General features: G+C 34.7%; 19 protein-coding genes. 12 read left to right on the plus strand and 7 right to left on the minus strand.

Features of this window, described 5'->3' with window-relative positions:
* Positions 1 to 17: 17 nt before the first annotated feature.
* From dapB to HM990_RS11900, 4 genes are all read left to right on the plus strand, one after another.
* Positions 18 to 719, plus strand: coding sequence for a 4-hydroxy-tetrahydrodipicolinate reductase (gene dapB / locus HM990_RS11885; protein ID WP_178989146.1), 702 nt, complete (start codon positions 18 to 20; stop codon positions 717 to 719).
* A gap of 63 nt (positions 720 to 782) precedes the next feature.
* Entirely contained in the window at positions 783 to 2399 is a 1617-nt protein-coding gene (gene lepB, locus HM990_RS11890) for a signal peptidase I (RefSeq protein ID WP_178989147.1), read from the plus strand.
* A 3-nt stretch (positions 2400 to 2402) separates the two neighbouring features.
* Complete coding sequence (locus tag HM990_RS11895; protein WP_178989148.1) at positions 2403 to 3014, plus strand: WbqC family protein; 612 nt, start codon at positions 2403 to 2405, stop codon at positions 3012 to 3014.
* A gap of 76 nt (positions 3015 to 3090) precedes the next feature.
* The gene (locus tag HM990_RS11900; RefSeq protein ID WP_178989149.1) at positions 3091 to 3399 is read left to right on the plus strand and encodes a DUF6122 family protein; all 309 of its coding nucleotides are present in this window, start codon (positions 3091 to 3093) and stop codon (positions 3397 to 3399) included.
* A 1-nt stretch (position 3400) separates the two neighbouring features.
* On the opposite strand, the gene HM990_RS11905 is transcribed toward HM990_RS11900, so the two are convergent.
* The 7 genes from HM990_RS11905 to HM990_RS11935 form a co-directional block, all read right to left on the minus strand.
* Positions 3401 to 4423, minus strand: coding sequence for an endonuclease/exonuclease/phosphatase family protein (locus tag HM990_RS11905; RefSeq protein WP_178989150.1), 1023 nt, complete (start codon positions 4421 to 4423; stop codon positions 3401 to 3403).
* 5 nt (positions 4424 to 4428) lie between these two features.
* A complete protein-coding gene (locus tag HM990_RS11910; protein WP_178989151.1) occupies positions 4429 to 5301 on the minus strand; it encodes a rhomboid family protein in 873 nt (290 codons plus the stop codon).
* Positions 5302 to 5303: 2 nt separating this feature from the next.
* Complete coding sequence (locus HM990_RS11915; protein WP_178989152.1) at positions 5304 to 6059, minus strand: rhomboid family intramembrane serine protease; 756 nt, start codon at positions 6057 to 6059, stop codon at positions 5304 to 5306.
* Between the two features lie 3 nt (positions 6060 to 6062).
* Positions 6063 to 7922, minus strand: a complete 1860-nt coding sequence (gene mutL / locus HM990_RS11920) for a DNA mismatch repair endonuclease MutL (RefSeq protein WP_178989153.1) — start codon at positions 7920 to 7922, stop codon at positions 6063 to 6065.
* Complete coding sequence (locus HM990_RS11925; RefSeq protein ID WP_178989154.1) at positions 7922 to 8227, minus strand: hypothetical protein; 306 nt, start codon at positions 8225 to 8227, stop codon at positions 7922 to 7924. Before HM990_RS11925 ends, mutL begins: the two co-directional genes overlap by 1 nt.
* Before the next feature lie 539 nt (positions 8228 to 8766).
* The gene (ribH, locus tag HM990_RS11930) at positions 8767 to 9273 is read right to left on the minus strand and encodes a 6,7-dimethyl-8-ribityllumazine synthase (RefSeq protein ID WP_178989155.1); all 507 of its coding nucleotides are present in this window, start codon (positions 9271 to 9273) and stop codon (positions 8767 to 8769) included.
* Positions 9274 to 9276: 3 nt separating this feature from the next.
* Positions 9277 to 10041: a tetratricopeptide repeat protein gene (locus HM990_RS11935; RefSeq protein WP_178989156.1), complete on the minus strand. Its 765-nt coding sequence runs from the start codon at positions 10039 to 10041 to the stop codon at positions 9277 to 9279.
* A gap of 139 nt (positions 10042 to 10180) precedes the next feature.
* Here HM990_RS11935 and recF point away from each other — a divergent pair, with 139 nt between their 5' ends.
* The 8 genes from recF to HM990_RS11975 all read left to right on the plus strand — a co-directional run bounded on the left by recF (position 10181) and on the right by HM990_RS11975 (position 18026).
* On the plus strand, positions 10181 to 11260 hold the full coding sequence (gene recF / locus HM990_RS11940) for a DNA replication/repair protein RecF (RefSeq protein ID WP_178989157.1): 1080 nt from the start codon (positions 10181 to 10183) through the stop codon (positions 11258 to 11260).
* Between the two features lie 3 nt (positions 11261 to 11263).
* The gene (locus HM990_RS11945) at positions 11264 to 11704 is read left to right on the plus strand and encodes a lipocalin family protein (protein WP_178989158.1); all 441 of its coding nucleotides are present in this window, start codon (positions 11264 to 11266) and stop codon (positions 11702 to 11704) included.
* Between the two features lie 137 nt (positions 11705 to 11841).
* On the plus strand, positions 11842 to 12138 hold the full coding sequence (locus HM990_RS11950) for a DUF721 domain-containing protein (RefSeq protein ID WP_178989159.1): 297 nt from the start codon (positions 11842 to 11844) through the stop codon (positions 12136 to 12138).
* 119 nt (positions 12139 to 12257) lie between these two features.
* Positions 12258 to 12740, plus strand: coding sequence for a CIA30 family protein (locus HM990_RS11955; RefSeq protein WP_229719256.1), 483 nt, complete (start codon positions 12258 to 12260; stop codon positions 12738 to 12740).
* Positions 12741 to 13092: 352 nt separating this feature from the next.
* On the plus strand, positions 13093 to 15504 hold the full coding sequence (locus HM990_RS11960; protein WP_178989160.1) for a penicillin acylase family protein: 2412 nt from the start codon (positions 13093 to 13095) through the stop codon (positions 15502 to 15504).
* Positions 15504 to 15857 carry a hypothetical protein gene (locus tag HM990_RS11965; protein ID WP_178989161.1) on the plus strand — a complete coding sequence of 118 codons (354 nt, stop codon included), beginning with the start codon at positions 15504 to 15506 and terminating at the stop codon, positions 15855 to 15857. The genes HM990_RS11960 and HM990_RS11965 overlap by 1 nt, the downstream gene beginning before the upstream one ends.
* Positions 15858 to 16006: 149 nt before the next feature.
* A complete protein-coding gene (locus HM990_RS11970; protein WP_178989162.1) occupies positions 16007 to 16702 on the plus strand; it encodes a hypothetical protein in 696 nt (231 codons plus the stop codon).
* Between the two features lie 148 nt (positions 16703 to 16850).
* Positions 16851 to 18026, plus strand: a complete 1176-nt coding sequence (locus HM990_RS11975) for a hypothetical protein (protein WP_178989163.1) — start codon at positions 16851 to 16853, stop codon at positions 18024 to 18026.
* Positions 18027 to 18031: the final 5 nt, after the last annotated feature.

The following is an 18031-nucleotide window of genomic DNA, read 5'->3' on the forward strand; positions in this document are numbered from 1 at the left end:
TTACAATCAATAAAAATATGAAAATAGCTTTACTCGGTTATGGCAGAATGGGAAAAAGTATTGAGACGATTGCGTTAAATCGCAACCATAGCATAACCTTAAAAGTAGAAGATGCCTCTTCCGATTACGACTTTAAAAACGCCGATGTTGCCATAGATTTCAGCGTACCATCAGTAGCCGTTTTCAATATTAAAAAGGCTTTAGATGCTGGAGTTCCTGTTATTTCAGGTACAACAGGGTGGTTAGACCAATATGACGAAATTTTGGAGTATTGTAAATCTAAAAATGGAACTTTCCTATATGCTTCAAATTTTAGTTTGGGAGTTAATCTTTTTTTTGAACTCAACAAAAACTTAAGTGCGTTACTCTCAGGTTTTCCTGAATATTCGACTGAAATCGAAGAAATCCATCACACACAAAAACTGGATGCTCCAAGTGGTACGGCCATTACTTTAGCCGAACAAATTATTGAGCAAACCAATTACAGCAAATGGACTTTAGATCAACCAAAATCCAATGAAATTCATATTGAAGCCAAGCGCATCGAAAACGTTCCTGGAACACATGAAATTACCTATAATTCTGAAATAGATTCCATAAGCATCAAACATACAGCACACAGCCGACAAGGTTTTGCAATGGGAGCTGTTATTGCCGCAGAATGGATTAAAGACAAAAAAGGCATCTTTAGTATGAAAGATGTGTTAAACATTGGTTAATTTGCCAAAGTATTAAAATAGAATAAGATATTTTTCAATCGATACTAGACAAAATACAACGTTATGAGCTGGACACAGTGGTTTTTCTTTATACTCATTCTACAAATCATACATGGCTTAGGCACATGGAAATTATATGTTAAAGCTGGAAGACAAGCTTGGGAAGCATTTGTACCAGTTTACAATGCTGTGGTGTTGATGAAGATAATTTCACGTCCTTGGTGGTGGGTTATTCTCATGTTTTTGCCAATCGTAAATCTCATTATGATTCCTGCGGGTTGGGTGGAAACGGCAAGGACTTTTGGAAAAGACAGTAAATTAGATGCGCTGCTGTGCATTGTCACCTTAGGTTTTTATTTATACTATTTGAATTATGTAGCAGATGTCAATTACATTGAAAACAGAACCTTAAAACCAAAAACGTCAACTGGCGAATGGATTACCTCAATCCTATTTGCCATTGTAGCGGCCACGATTGTACATACGTATTTCTTTCAACCGTTTGTAATTCCGTCGTCCTCTTTAGAAAAATCGTTGTTGGTCGGAGACTTTCTTATTGTGAGCAAATTACATTATGGCGCCAGAACTCCTATGACCACGGTTGCAGCACCTATGGTGCATGATACCATTCCTATTATTGGTCAAAAATCATATTTATTTAACGATAATTATGAAAAACGGAACAGCTCTTGGATGAACAAACTCCAATTACCATTTTTTAGATTACCAGGTTTTGAAGATATCGAGCGAAATGATATTGTAGTGTTTAATCAACCAGCAGATACATTGCTGAATATGAACGATTTTAATCCAGATCGCAATTATTACAAGCCAATTGACAAAAAGACCAATTTAGTTAAGCGTTGTGTTGGTGTAGCTGGAGACACCTTGGAAATCAGAAACGGTTATGTGTATATCAATGGAAAACAAAACAAATTACCACCGAGGTCACATTTGCAATTTTCTTATGATGTGACTTTAAAAAAACCTCATTCCAGTCAAGCAGAACAGTATAGATTTTTCGAATTACTAAAAAAAATTGGTATATCAGATGGCGCTGGTCTAAAAAATGATGGAAGCTATAGAATTTTTGCAGCAACTGATGAAGCTATTACTCAATTAAAAGTTCAGCCAAACATAGATCACATTGTACCCGTAAAACAACCAGAAGGCAAAAATGGAAATATTTTCCCAAGGGATCCAAATTACAGCTGGAACGTTGACAACTTTGGCACTATTTGGATTCCAAAATCTGGAGAAACTATAAATTTGGATATGGATAATATTTCCATTTACAAACGTGCCATCTCAGAATACGAAGGGAACAACGTAGTGACTAGAGGTAACCAAATTTTTATTAACGACCAGCCAGCCACATCCTATACTTTTAAACAAGATTATTATTGGATGATGGGTGATAATAGACACAATTCCATTGACAGTAGATATTGGGGATTTGTACCTAACAACCACATTTTTGGTAAACCTGTTTTTATTTGGATGAGTATCGATGGCATTAACGACGGCTTAAAAAACTGGAGTTTCCGTTGGGATAGAATCTTCACAACTGTAAGTGGTGGCAATGAACGCACCTCTTACCTGATTCCTTTTATTGTGCTTGTTTTAGGGCTAACGTTTTTTAATAAGTGGAGAAAAAAGAAGAAAGCTAAAGAGAGCTAAATTTTGAACAGTATCATTTACCCTACATATTTCCCAAACATTGCACACTTTTGGGCTATTGTAAATGCTGATACCGTTTATTTTGAAGTTTGCGATAATTATCAAAAGCAATCGTACAGAAACCGAACAGAAATCTATGGTGCCAATGGTAAAATGGCGTTATCTGTCCCTGTGAGTTATTCCCAGAAAAACCGGCAATTGTACAAAGATGTAAAAATTGCTAATGAAGAATCGTGGCAAATTCAACATTTAAAGTCTTTACAATCGGCTTATAGTATGTCGCCTTTTTTTGAATTCTATATCGATGATTTACTGCCGCTCTTTGAAAATCAATTCGACTATATTTTAGATTTCAATTTAAAGTCGTTTGAAATACTCTTAAATGCGCTTCAATTGGATCTAGCACCAATTCATACTTCAACTTTTGAAAAAGAACCAAGCGGAAAAACTGATTTCAGAAACTTAGCCAAGCGTAATGCTAACATACTCTCTTTTCAACCCTACACGCAAGTGTTTACTGAGAAACATGGTTTTATTTCTAATCTCAGTACTTTAGATTTATTATTTAATGAAGGCCCAAATTCGGAATTGTATCTAAAAAGGCAGAAATTATAGACTTAAGGGAACTATCCTATAAATCCAATTAGATGTAAGTAAGAATGGGATTTTAGGCCGTTAAACTAAACAAAAAATGATTCAATCAATTGCTCATTACGGCATACATTTCGGTTTACCTTTAGTCGTTGCCCTTGCGTTTTACAAAAATTATTGGCTTAAGGCTTACGGCATCATGATTTTAGGTATGTTGATAGATTTAGATCATTTATTGGCAAATCCTATTTTCGACCCTAATCGTTGTAGTATCAATTTCCATCCACTTCACTCCTATTATGCCATAGCGGTTTATGTATTATTGTTGATTCCAAAAAAAACACGATTGATTGGCTTGGGATTGGTCATTCACATTATTGCAGATCTCGCCGATTGCGGGTTGATGTAAATTACGGTAATTTTAATGTGGTTTTTATAGGATAGTGATCTGAGAGTACATTATCGAAGGTTTTAAAACCATTGACCTTAAAATTATTGTCGGCTAAAATAAAATCAATACGCATCGGGAAAAATTTAAAATCGTAAGTTCTTCCAAAGCCATTACCAGCTTCTTCAAACGTGTCTTTAAGGTCATTTCCTATTATTTTTCTATAGATATAAGAAAAAGCCGTGTTGTTAAAATCCCCAGTCACTATAGTTTTATGTTTGGTTTTTGATTTGTGTGCCAGAAACAGTTCTACCTGTTCCTGTTGGGTTTTAAATGTGGTGCCAACTTGTTTGAACAGATGTCCAGATGTTTCTTTTTTGAGTTTTTCTACATCGGTTTCAATACCAGAAGATTGCAAATGGACATTATATATTCTTATGGTATCTTTCTGCTTGACAATATCAATAAAAATGATATTATTATAGGTATTGGCGAACTCTAACGAACCCGAATTTACGATAGGAAATTTTGAAAATAGGGTTTGTCCACCTTTAATACCTTTGGTATATTCGGCATTAAAACTTGAGTACCCTTGTAATTTAAGTCGTTCGCTTATAGGATATTCCTGAAGACTCAGAACATCAGGTTGATTTTTTCCTATAAATGCAACTATTTCATCCTTAACGGACTTATTGGGAAGCCATTGAAATTTATTAAAGAGTCTTACATTAAAGGACATTACGGTAAAATTCCCAGCATCATCTAACTTTGATGAAGATGAAAATTTGTACATAGAATTAATATAGCTCCACCCCAATAACAAAACGACTAAAGACAAAATCATTTGCTTTTTTACCCTGAGTAACCAATAAATAAAGAAAATAACATTTAGCAGAATAAGCAAAGGCACACCTAAACTCAATACGGATAATGTAGCAAAGCTTTTCGGAGGAATATATGGTAATATGTAAGAAATAAGCAATAAAAATGCCACCAATGAATTGAGTGCAAATATGATCTTACTACCAAATTTTAAACCTTTCATGTGTACTAGTCCTTACCCACTTTAAATAAAAATGCTTTCTCATCGGCAGTTAAACTCTCATAACCACTTTTACTGATTTTATCGAGAATAGCATCTATCTTTTTCTGTTTACTTAACGTATCGGACGCATTTTTAGTCTTGCGAGACGTTGCACTTTTAGTTTTATTCTTATGAACCGTTTTTAGCTTCGATTTTGGCTTAAACCAACTCACAACGGTATCCATCATACGCTCAAAACCTGTTCCTATATCTGTACCCTTTGTTAATTGGGTAGCATAGATATACCCCAAAAAGTAACCACCAAAATGAGCAACATAACCACCTTGATTAAGACCTAATAACATTTTAATTAAATCAAATCCCACAAAGACCATTGCAATATGTTTCCACTTTACGGTAAATGCATTGAATAGACGTATTTCACTATTTGGCATATAAGCGGCCACGAAAAGCAAAAGGGCACTTACACCTGCAGAAGCGCCAACTAAAATTCCCTTTCCAGAGAAAAATGATGCAGGCATCAGATTATTAAAGGCCAAAAAAGCCAATCCACCACAAATAATTCCTAAAAAATAAATATTCAATATCATTTTCGAGCGGAACAAATTGGTTGTGACTCGAGAGAGATAATAAAGAAATAACATATTGAATATCACATGGAAAATTCCATTGTGCAAAAACCCATAGGTAATTAAGGACCATGGTTGAAAAAGAAAATCCATGATATCAGAGGGCAATTCAAAATACGTAAACAAATCGATACGTAATAGAGCTTCGAAAATGAGGCCAATGATAAAAATTACCACATTGATGGCAATGATCTTACCGAAAACATCGAGGTTATTGAACTTGTATTTTAAATCTTGAATGGTGCTCATAGTTAATTCCAACGGTATTTATCCTTTTCATTTTTCTTCCAGAAATACATTAACAGAAATCCGGTAAGTGCACCACCAACGTGAGCCATGTAAGCTGTATTACTTGGGCTAAAGATAGAGTTTCCTGATATTGCCGAAAATAAATCCAAAGCAATTATACCTGGAATAAAATACTTGGCCTTTATTGGTATAGGTAAAAATATAAGCATGAGTTTTGATTCTGGAAACAACATTCCAAAAGCCACTAAAATACCCATAATGGCGCCAGATGCTCCAACCATCGTGCTATTAAATGCACTCACAAAACTATCAAAATTATCACCCAAAATTGGCACCCAAGCTGTATTGTATTTGCCTTCACTGAGTATACTAACAATATCGGTTTGAGATAAACCAGACTCAACCAAAGTGGATAGACCCGTATTAAATTGAAAATATAAAAAAGCAACTTGAATAATTGCTGCTCCAAAACCTGATAGCAAATAAAATATTATGAATTTCTGCCACCCGAAAATCTGCTCTACAGCAGTACCAAACATCCACAAGGCGAACATATTAAATGCAATATGCATAAAATTCCCATGCATAAACATGTGCGTTAGTACTTGCCATGGTTGAAAAGTTGGATTTTTAGGAAAATGAAGTGCGAACCAAGACATAAATGGCTCGTTTTGATTTCCTATAGTTATCATTCCAATAAAAACAACAACGTTTATAATCAATAAATGCTTTACCGCATCTGTTATCCCTTGTCTCATATGCTACATAAATTTTTTCTCAATATCATCAACTGCCATGGTGATAAACGTTGGTCTATTGGTTGGTGATACATTAGGTTCCTTACAGGCAAATAAGCTATTTACCATATGTTCTTGTTCTGTACTATTTAACGATTGTCCATTTTTAATGGCCAAACTCTTTGCCATGGATTTTGCCAATAAATCCGCAGTACTAAAATTAGTATCTGGCACGTCATTTTCGACATCGCTAATTAATTGTTCTAAAATAATCGACACTTCACTTTCTGGCACACCTACAGGAACTCCTGTTATGGTAATGCCTTTCCCATTTAATTCTGAAAACACAAAACCAGTATGCTCTAAGTCGGCTTTTAAATCCTCAATGATTTTGGTTTCATTCGGTGTGAAATGTAATTGTAATGGAAATAACAATTGTTGACTTGTTGCTTCCTTTATAGTAATGTGTTTCAAAAAGTTCTCGTACAAAATCCGCTGATGCGCTCTATTTTGATCAATAATCAACATGCCCGATTTCAACGTACTCACAATATATTTTTGTTGTAGTTGAAAGGTTGTTTTTCTAGTTTCAATAGACGAGTCTGTAAAAATAGATTCGTTTTTAGAATCACTTTCAAAAGTGACTTCACTAAAATCAGATGGCGATGTATTGCTTTTAGATTCTAAACCTACATACAAACTTTCCCATGACGCTACAGGTGCAGATTTGAATCCTGTATTATGACTTGTTCTATGTTGACTTCCTGCTGAATCGTTCGAAAAAGGATTAAAATTCCGATCAACCTCAATCGCTGGTGTAGAAGCGCGTTTATCTTTATAATTATACGGCGTGTTTAAATTGCTCTGATGTTCAAAATCCAATACCGGAGCGATATTGAATTGCCCTAAACTGTGCTTTACAGCCGAACGTAAAATAGCGTAAAGTGTATGCTCATCATCAAACTTAATTTCCGTTTTTGTCGGATGAATATTGATATCTATCGATTTTGGGTCCACCGTAAGATTCAAAAAGTAACTGGGATGGTAACCGTCTTTCAGCAAACCTTCAAATGCCGATTTTATGGCATGATTCAAATAAGGACTCTTTATAAACCGTTGATTAACAAAAAAGAATTGTTCGGATTTTGTTTTCTTGGAAAAATTAGGTTTACCTACAAATCCTGAAATCTTCAATACTTCAGTTTCTTCTTCAACAGGTACTAATTTTTCATTCGTTTTTGTACCAAAAATATGAACCACACGTTGCCTGTAATTTTCATTAGGCACATTAAACAAATCACTTCCGTTATGATAAAAGGCGAAAGCAATATTAGGATGTGCTAGAGCGACACGATGGAATTCGTCCGTGATATGGCGTAATTCTACCGTATCTGACTTTAAGAAATTCCGTCTCGCCGGAATGTTGAAAAATAAATGCTTTACTGCAACCGAAGTTCCTGTGGGCGTGACTGCAACCTCTTGGGATTTTACGTCGCTTCCCTCAATAACTATGGCGGTTCCTAAATCGTCATCATCCTGTTTCGTTTTTAATTCTACATGCGCAATGGCAGCAATACTCGCTAGAGCCTCACCTCTAAACCCTTTGGTATTCAGTTGAAATAAATCTTCGGCAGCTCTAATTTTTGAAGTGGCATGACGCTCAAAACTCAGTCGTGCATCGGTAACGCTCATACCTTTGCCATTATCTATTACTTGAACCAGTGTTTTACCAGCATCTTTAATAATGAGTTTTATTTCGGTGGCATTGGCGTCAATGGCATTTTCCAATAGTTCCTTAACTACAGATGCTGGGCGTTGTACCACCTCACCTGCTGCAATTTGATTCGCAACATGGTCTGGTAAAAGTTGAATAATATCTGACATTAGCTTTTTAGAGAGAAAATAGATAGGTCAAAATCTATAATAAAAAGAAAAATTAAAACGAAAATTGCTATCAATACTAAAATGGTTCTATTTAATCCTGAATTATTTCTAGTTCTACCACTTATTCTGCTATCGTGCCATTGCCCCGAAAAATCGTTTTTATTGTACGTATCTGCGTAAGCATCAAATTTTGATGCATGCCCAGCTGTATCAACATCTTCTTTACCTTTATAATATCTAGGTGTATAATTAAACCTTTTATTCTTTGGTAATTTTTTAATTAATGTAAATTTTATTGGACCCATAATAATGCTATTGGATATATCCATTTAGGACATAAATTAAAACAAAAAGCGATGCTAAAATTATTATTAAAACGGGCAATGAAGTGAATATATTTCCTCTTCGTTTTGTATTACCTCTTATTTCATTCCATTTCGCTTCCAAGTCGTCGTTCGACTCTTTTTCTTTAGAATCCTTAAAACGCGATTTATAACTGAACCGTTTATTTTTTCTTTGATTAAACAATTAACCTATAAATTAAACTTGATTAATATCAAAAGTACTGAAAATACAAGAAAACAAAGCCTAAGGATTCCTTAAAATTATAAACAAAAAGGATGCCAGAGTGGGTTGGTAGTAAGCAGTAAGCAGTAAGCAGTAAGCAGTAAGCAGTAAGCAGTAAGCAGTAAGCAGTAAGCAGTAAGCAGTAAGCAGTAAGCAGTAAGCAGTAAGCAGTAAGCAGTAAGCAGTAAGCAAAATTAAATTTTCACTTACTACTAAATATTATTATGAATTATTTTATGGCAAGGTGACTGCCAACTGAAGACTGTGGACTTAGGACTTACAAAGTTTCCTTACGCAAAGCTGCCATCTTAATCGCCGCAATAGCCGCTTCCGTACCTTTATTCCCATGTTTACCACCAGAACGGTCAATAGATTGTTGCATATTGTTATCGGTAAGCACACAAAATATCACAGGAATATCGCCTTTAAGATTCAGGTCTTTTATGCCTTGGGTGACACCTTCACAAACAAAATCGAAATGCTTGGTTTCCCCTTGAATTACGCAACCTATTACGATGATGACATCGAGCATTCCAGAATCTGCATAGATACTTTTACCCATTCGGGCTGCGCCATAAGTGAGTTCAAAAGTGCCTGGCACATTCCAACGGATAATGTTTTGCTTAATCGCTCCACAATCAATTAAGGCATCAAAAGCACCTTGCCATAAGCCTTCTGTAATTTTGTCATTCCATTCTGAAACAACAATCCCAAACCGAAAATCTTTCGCGTTTGGGATTGTAGCTTTATCGTAGTGCGATAAATTATGATTTGCAGTTGCCATATGCTATAAGCTTGCTTCTACTTTTCCTATTAAGACATCTACATCTTTTGCTTCGTTAGACGCAGAGAATTCAGATTTAATCCGTGTTAAATAATCCAAAGCCTTTTCATTCTGCCCTAAATTAATAGCAACTCTAGCCGCTTTCATTAAATATAAAGGTGTTGTAAAATCGTTGACGTTAGCTTTAAATGCTTTTTCGTAATATCCCAAAGCTTCTTCTGGCTGCTCTAATTGAACAAACGCATCACCAATACCGCCTTTAGCAATTGGATTTAACATCTTATCATCGCTAGAAAAATTTTGTAAATACGTTATGGCATTCTGATAATCCTTAAGATTCAAATACGCCATACCAGCATAATAGTTCGCTTGGTTAGCTGCTGGAGTCCCACCATATTCATTAATGATATCTAACATTCCATACTTACCTTCGCCTCCATCTAAAGACATTTGGTAAAGTGAATCCGCAGACGCACCATTAACCGCTTCGTCAAAATAGGATTTAGCCGTGTACATTTCATTCATGGCTTCTTTTGCTTTAGGCTCAGCGACGACTTTATTGTAACCTAAATATCCTAAAACCACTAAAGCTACTGCTCCAACGATTCCTATAATGTATTTCTGGTTTTTAACCGCCCATTCCTCAGTTCTGGAAGCACCTTCGTCCAAGGTATTAAATACCTCAGCTGTTGTTGAATCGTCTTCAACAATTTCTTCCTTCTCCTTTTTGGTTTTTGGTTTGTAGCCTCTTTTCTTATATGTTGCCATTACTTGTCATTTTGTGCGTGCGCAAAAATAAAATTTTTATTGGGATTTAAAAGCCTATTTATTCGTTATTTTTGAATTATTAAATTCAAGTCTAAAAGCTTTACCACAGCAATAAAATCAGGGAAACTATTCGTTTTTTATGAATCTAAACACACTATCTTTAATTAATTACAAAAATTTTGAAAGTCAGGTTTTCGATTTCGACGCTAAAATCAATTGTTTTGTTGGTGCCAATGGCATCGGAAAAACAAATGCACTTGATGCCATTTACCATCTAGCATTCGGAAAAAGTTACTTTAACCCCATCGCTGTTCAAAATATAAACCACAATGCTGAGTTTTTTGTGGTCGATGGCCATTTTACGAAAAATGACCGCGAGGAAAAAATTATCGTTTCCTTAAAAAGAGGACAGAAAAAAATCATTAAGCGGAATGCTAAGGCTTACGAAAAATTTAGTGAACATATTGGTTTTATTCCATTGGTTATTATTTCGCCAGCCGATCGTGATTTAATTATTGAAGGTAGCGATACGCGCCGTAAATTTATCGATAGTGTTATTTCGCAAAGTGATAAGAGCTATTTAACCGAACTCATCAATTATAATAAAGTATTGGCACAACGGAATGCACTTTTAAAATATTTTGCGCTGAACAATATCTTTAATGAAGATACGCTAGCTATTTATAACGAACAACTCCACACCTACGGAAGTGAAGTTTTCAAAAAGCGAGATGCTTTTTTAAAAACCTTTATTCCGATTTTCAAGTCACGTTACGAAGCCATTAGTCAAAGTAAAGAAGTGATAGATTTAAAGTACAAAAGTGATTTGTTTGATGCTGAATTAAAGGATTTATTAAATAAAAACATCAATAAAGATAAAGCGTTGCAATATACCAGTGTTGGCACACATAAGGATGATTTGGTGTTTTTGATTGATGATTTTCCTATTAAAAAATTTGGAAGTCAAGGGCAACAAAAATCATTTCTAATAGCCTTAAAATTAGCCCAATTCGATTTTATAAAACAACAAAGTGGTGTCTCGCCTATTTTACTTTTGGATGATATTTTTGATAAATTGGATGAAAACAGAGTGGCACAAATTATAAGTTTAGTGGATGATGAGCATTTCGGGCAAATCTTTATAAGCGATACGCATGCAGAACGTACAGAAGAAGTTGTAAAACAAATTCATCAATCGTATAAAATTTTCAAACTTTAAAATATGAAAACCATACTGTCATACCCAACACTTTTAATTGTTATTGCAATAGTCCTCTTTAGCTGTTCCGAGAATCCTGAAACTTACATTCCACATGTAGAAGGTTATTGGGAAATTGAAGAAGTGACCATGGCAGATGGCAGTAAAAAAGAATATAAATTTAACGAAACCATAGATTATATAAGCGTGAATGATAGTTTGAAGGGTTTCCGTAAAAAACTAAAACCTGGCTTAAACGACACCTATTTTTCTTCGGATGACGCTGAAGCCATTGAGTTGAAAATTGAAGATAATGCCTTGCATATTTATTATACAACACCATATGCCAATTGGAAAGAAACGGTCTTGGAAGCTACTTCAGACCAACTTCGGATCATTAATGAAAATGAGAATATTTACGTGTATAAACGCTATACGCCTATAAAATTAGATTTAGAACCATAAATTGTAGTATTAAGGTATTGGAGGCAACTCTGTGAAACAACCAAAATAGCTTATTAAGCTATTAAATTTGTAACTTAGTAATCTAGAACTAAAGTTTAACACTATTAAATAGATGACCGTTTTCGCGGCAACTAAAGATGGCAAAACGAAAAAACGATAATCAACCGATACAAGACATTCTAAAAGAGTTTGTAGAGACCAACAATTTACAATCGGGTTTGGATAAAGTAGATGTGCGTGAAGCTTGGGCAAATTTGATGGGAAATGGCGTGAATAATTACACCACTGCCATAGAGTTAAAACACGACACGCTCTATGTGCAATTAAGTAGTAGCGTATTGCGAGAAGAGTTGAGTTATGGTACAGAAAAAATCATAAAAATGCTCAATGAATCCCTAAGGAAAGATGTGGTCAAGAAATTGGTGCTTCGATAGGGTTTGAATTATAAAGTTTTCAAAATATTTTCCTGTAACCATATCGATAGTGTATCTTTAAGGAAATGATGAAAACACTCCTTATAAATACCTTACTAATTTTTTTAATTTCCCAAAGCATGACCATTTTTGATTTTTCTTCAACTAGTGATGTCTCCGATTGGAAAATTGTCGATGACGTGGTTATGGGAGGACGCTCTGATGGTCATTTTAAAATTAATGACGATGGACATGGGGACTATTCAGGTAAAGTGTCACTCGAAAATAATGGTGGATTCTCTTCCTTACATTATGAGTTTGAGTCAATCGACACAAAGGACTATTCAAAATTTATATTAAAAATTAAAGGCGATGGTAAACCCTATCAATTTCGGGTTAAGGATAAACGCTCCCATCGCTATTCTTATATTTTTCAATTTAGCACGACTGGAGCTTGGCAAACCATTGCAATTCCATTTTCAGAAATGTCTGCAGCCTTCAGAGGTCGTAGTGTAGATATCCCTAATTTTGAAGGAGAACAGATGGAAGAGATTGCTTTTTTAATCGGGAATAAAAAAGAAGAAACATTTCAACTTCTTATAGACTCTATTTCTCTTAAATAAAAAATTCTTGTTTCTGAAAGGTTTCTACTCAAGTGTATTGCAGATTATTAATTCTTGAAAATTTGCTTTATATGAAATTAACGAACCATTCGGAATCACCACGTCACAACCTCTCGCAAAGACGCAGAGACGCACAGGTTGCAGCTTTAAAAATTAATAATATTAAATTTAACCATTCAAAACCCCATAAACTTTTTTGATATGTAAAGTCTATGAAGAGCGTATTACTTTGCGTCTCTGCACCTTTGCGCGAGATACTCAACCGTATTAACCTTTAGTAAGAATTAGTGCAATTCGTGTCTAACGTTATCATATATTTTCCTATTTTTAAATCCTACTATAATTCCACTTCATGAAGTATTTCAAACTCATTCTGTCCTTCCTATTGATGGTTGGCATTTTTTTCGCTTTAAATTCCAAATTCGGCGCTATTCCTCCCATTGGAAAATTCCTAAATCCTTACACAGGCGTCTGGCAAAATGAAACCGACGAAGCCATTTCAGGAACTATTGCTATTCCTGACTTAAAAGATAAAGTCACTGTGCATTATGATGCCGAGTTAATTCCACATGTATTCGCACAAAACGAACTCGATTTATACAGAGCGCAAGGTTATATCACTGCAAAACATAGACTTTGGCAAATGGAATTCCAAACCTATGCAGCCGCAGGACGTTTGTCTGAAATTATTGGAGAAAAGGCCCTGAATTACGACCGACAAGAACGCAGACGAGGTATGGTCTATGGTGCTGAACAAACACTGAGCAAAATGTCGGAAGATAAAAACATGATGGCTATTGTTGAAGCCTATGCTGATGGCGTTAACAGTTATATTAACCAACTCAACTCAAAAACCTATCCTGTTGAATATAAATTATTGGATTATAAACCTGAAGCATGGTCACCTAAAAAAACGGCTTTACTCTTAATGTATATGACCAAAATGCTGGCTGGAGGAGATGAAGACATGGAATATACCAATGCGCTTAGACTCTTTGGGAAGGAACGTTTCGATTTATTGTATCCAGATTTTTTTGACATTACGGATCCCATCATTCCAAAAGAAACCGATTGGAGTTACATCGATGTGCCACAAACCCAAAGCCCGAATAGCAAACCCGTTTTAGATTCCATCGCCGAAACCATTGATAAACCAGATCCTAATTATGGCAGTAACAATTGGGCAATTTCGGACGAAAAATCAGCAACAGGAAATGCCATCTTAGCAAACGATCCACATTTAGGTCTCAATTTACCTTCTATATGGTTTGTGATGCAATTAAGCACACCAAATCATAATGCATTTGGTGCCACATTACCAGGTGCATTGGCTGTAATATCTGGATTTAACGAACATATTGCTTGGGGCGAAACCAATGCCACACGCGATGTTATTGATTGGTATAAGATTGAATTCAACAACAACCGAACACATTATAAATTGGATAACCAATGGAAAGCTGTTTCCATGAGAATTGAAGAAATCAAAATTAAAGGTCAGGAAAGCTATAAAGATTCTGTGCTTTATACACATCATGGTCCTGTGGTTTATGACAAAAACTTTAAATCTGATAATGAATTATCGGGTTATGCCATGAAATGGGCAGGACATATTCCTGGGAATGGTCAAAAAACATTTACAGAATTGAACAAGGCAAAAGGTTATGATGATTATGAAAAGGCACTCCAATATTGGGTAGCGCCTGCCCAAAACATCATTTTTGCTTCTACTGAAGGGGATATTGCCCTATGGGTGCAAGGCCTATTTCCTAATAAATGGGAAGGCCAAGGTAAATTTGTAATGGATGGTACCAAATCTGAAAACGACTGGCAAGGTTATATTCCGCAACAGTTCAACGCACACACCAAAAATCCGGAGCGTGGTTTTGTGAGTTCTGCCAATCAATCTCCTGTCGATGAAACTTATCCTTATTTTGTATTTAATGATGGTTATGAAACGTATAGAAATCGTGTGATAAATGATTTTTTTAATTCGAAGGACAAATTTAGTATTCAAGATTTCAAGGATTTACACAACAATAATTACAACCTTAAAGCAGCTGAATTGATGCCCTATATGTTAAAAACTATGGATGTGTCTAACTTAACCAAGGAAGAGAAAGAAATTTATGATACTGCTGAAGAATGGCACTATAATAATGACACAGATGAAATTGGCCCAAGTATCTGGAATGCTTGGTGGGACGTTCTCCACGATATGGTTTGGGACGAGTTTAAAGTTGAGAATACTGCCTTAGAAACGCCGTTCACCTACCAAACCATTTATTTATTGAAAAATAAAGGCGAAGATGACTTTATGGACATTAAAGGCACACCAGAAAAAGAAACAGCTAAAGACTTATTCAATCTCAGTTTTAGTAAAGCGGTTGAAAATCTTAACGATTGGAAAGCCAAAAACGGAGACCTCAACTGGGTAAACTACAAAGGCACATTTGCCGGTCATCTATTACAAGCCTTACCAGCCTTTTCAAGATTTGATATTCCTATTGGAGGCGGTAAAAATATTGTTAACGCGACTTCCGAAAATTGGGGACCATCTTGGCGCATGATCGTAGAAATGACCTCTCCTCCTACCGCATTGGGCATTTATCCTGGCGGACAATCGGGTAATCCCGGCAGTAAATACTACGATAATTTTATAGACACTTGGGCTGCTGGCGAATACCACAGTCTCAATTTTCTGCAAAGCGATAAAGCCACAGAAGCCATTATTGGCACTCAAACCCTAACACCAACCAAGTAATGAGCAAGAATATTCTCAATTTTATAGTGACCATAATAGTAGCCTATGTATTATCATTAGTTCTGCCTTGGTGGTCAGTTATGGTCGCGGCTTTTGCGACCGCTTTATTTATGCCGCTTAAAAAAGCAGCGGTATTTTTTATACCATTTTTTGCCATTCTAGTCTTATGGTTTCTTTATAGTTTTATATTGAGTAGTGGCAATGATTACACGTTAGCCAAACGTATTGCCGTGCTTTTACCCTTAGGAGGCAATCCTTATGTGTTGATGCTAGTTACAGGAATTGTTGGTGGCTTGGCTGCAGGAATTTCTGGTGTTTTTGGGAAGCAGTTGAGTTTGGTTTTGAAGAAGTGAGTGGGACTGGCTATATATGTCTTTAACGATTTGACTAATTTTTATAAAATCAGAAATGAAAATAGAAAAGTGTTGTTAGCTTGGCTTGTTTACAGGATATGAATTATAAAAGTTATTATATATCACGTTGTGGGTAATTTAAACTCGATATGAAAAGAATACTAAAATTTATATTTCTGATGGTTGGATTAATTTGTTTTTTTCAATGCCAAGAAAAAGTTAATATATCGAATGGAATTGCATTTAACGGAGAACCTAAAATTGATTCTGAAACTCTAAAAAAATTGGACAGTTTAGATATTGATTTTCAATTAAGAGGAAATTGTTACGCATTCAGTAGCAAAAAAAATGCTAAAGAGTCAAATGGAGAAGCCCATTCAGAAAATATTCCAAAACCCAATAACGGAAAATTTGAAAAAGGACTGTTCGGACTTTTTTTGAGTGAAAACGAACTTCAAAAAGTATATGAAAAAAATATTGGACATACTCTTTATTTAATTAACACAACAGACAAGAATTTTGACTTATCAGGTCAAGACAGTCGACTTGACATAAAAACGGAGATTAAATCCAATATTGGAATATGGACTGAAATAACTTATTTACCTTCAAGTTGGTGCGGAAATAGTTATCATACTATAACTCTTGGAAAAAACGAGTATTGGGAATTTACTCAACCAATATTTAAGGGAAGTTTCAAAACAAAGCTTCGCTACAAATTGGAATTTGAAGATAGAGCCATTGTTTCTAATGAAATAGTGGCTTTTATTAATCCAGAACAAATGAATAAAGACAGAAAAGAAGGTCATAAAGCAAATAACATAATGAACCCTTACAATGAATAAAAACTACCCACAACACCATGAATAATTAATTGCTTGGTCACTGCCGACTTACGCAATTTCTACTGGAATATTCTATCTGTGATTTATTTGCTAAATTAGTTGCTTAACCACGCAACTAATCATACACCAAACGTTGTGTGTAATACCAATGAAGACCTTTACATTTACCATATTAACATTTCTAACGACTTTGGTTTTTGCTCAAAAACCGACAGAATTAAATTGGACTTATAATGACTTCATCGAAAACAATTTAAGTAAGGTTTCTAAATATTCAATACCATTGAGAAAAAATGGTGAAGTCAAAAAAAGAGATAGCACACTACTATTTATCAAACAGATTGATTTAAAGAACAAAACAGTTTTTGGAATTGAAAGTAGTTTAGTCGTTGTTACTCACGTTGGCACTCATTTAAATTGGAATAAATTTAAAGATTATTACAAAGAGAATGGTTTAATTCTAAAAACGACCAGTACACCTTTAGAAATCGAAAAAACAAAGGAATTTGGTTTTATAGAGTATGATGAATGCGTAGGCGAAACGATTTATGAATATAACATCAACGAAAACCTTAAACGAAAAGAATATCGAACTATAAATAATCACTACTCTATTTACAAATCATCAAAAGACACTACGTTTCATTTAAAATCAATTGATAGACCACAGATTTACGAATATGTATATAATTCATATAATCAAGAAATCAAACAATATCATACAGTCGATAGTACAAGATATTTAAAAACAAAAAGCTATAATCCCGAAAACAAAACAGACGCTGTTACTTGTTCATATTGTCACTCAAAATACTTGAATATTGAGTGGAAATACGACGAAGAAAAAAAACTTATTGAATGGACTTCTTACACAAGAGAAAATAAATTACATACCAAAAGATATTACTATTACGACAATCAAAATCGATTAAAAAAACAGATCGACTCGACAGGTTGGTATGTTTACAATAAACCAATTTGGGAATCGACGAAAACTTATAAATATGGTTTAGATAAAACAACAGAAACCATAAACAGCAATACCGAATCAAGGTTTGGTGCATATTACAAGAAAGAAATCACAGTTTTAGATACTGATAAAAATATAATAAGGGAATGTAAAATAGCAAATGACCAAAACGAATGTTCCGATTATTCATATAAATGGAAAAACGAAAAATTAATCGAAAGAACAGAAACAAAATCAAACGGAGAAATTATCAAGCAGAAATTCGAATACAATCATCGGAATTTAATAACCGAAAAATCTCAATATCGAAATGGAAAGCGGACTGAATTGATTAGATATTATTACTATGAATAAAAAAA

Source organism: Winogradskyella schleiferi, assembly GCF_013394655.1.
GTDB lineage: Bacteria > Bacteroidota > Bacteroidia > Flavobacteriales > Flavobacteriaceae > Winogradskyella > Winogradskyella schleiferi.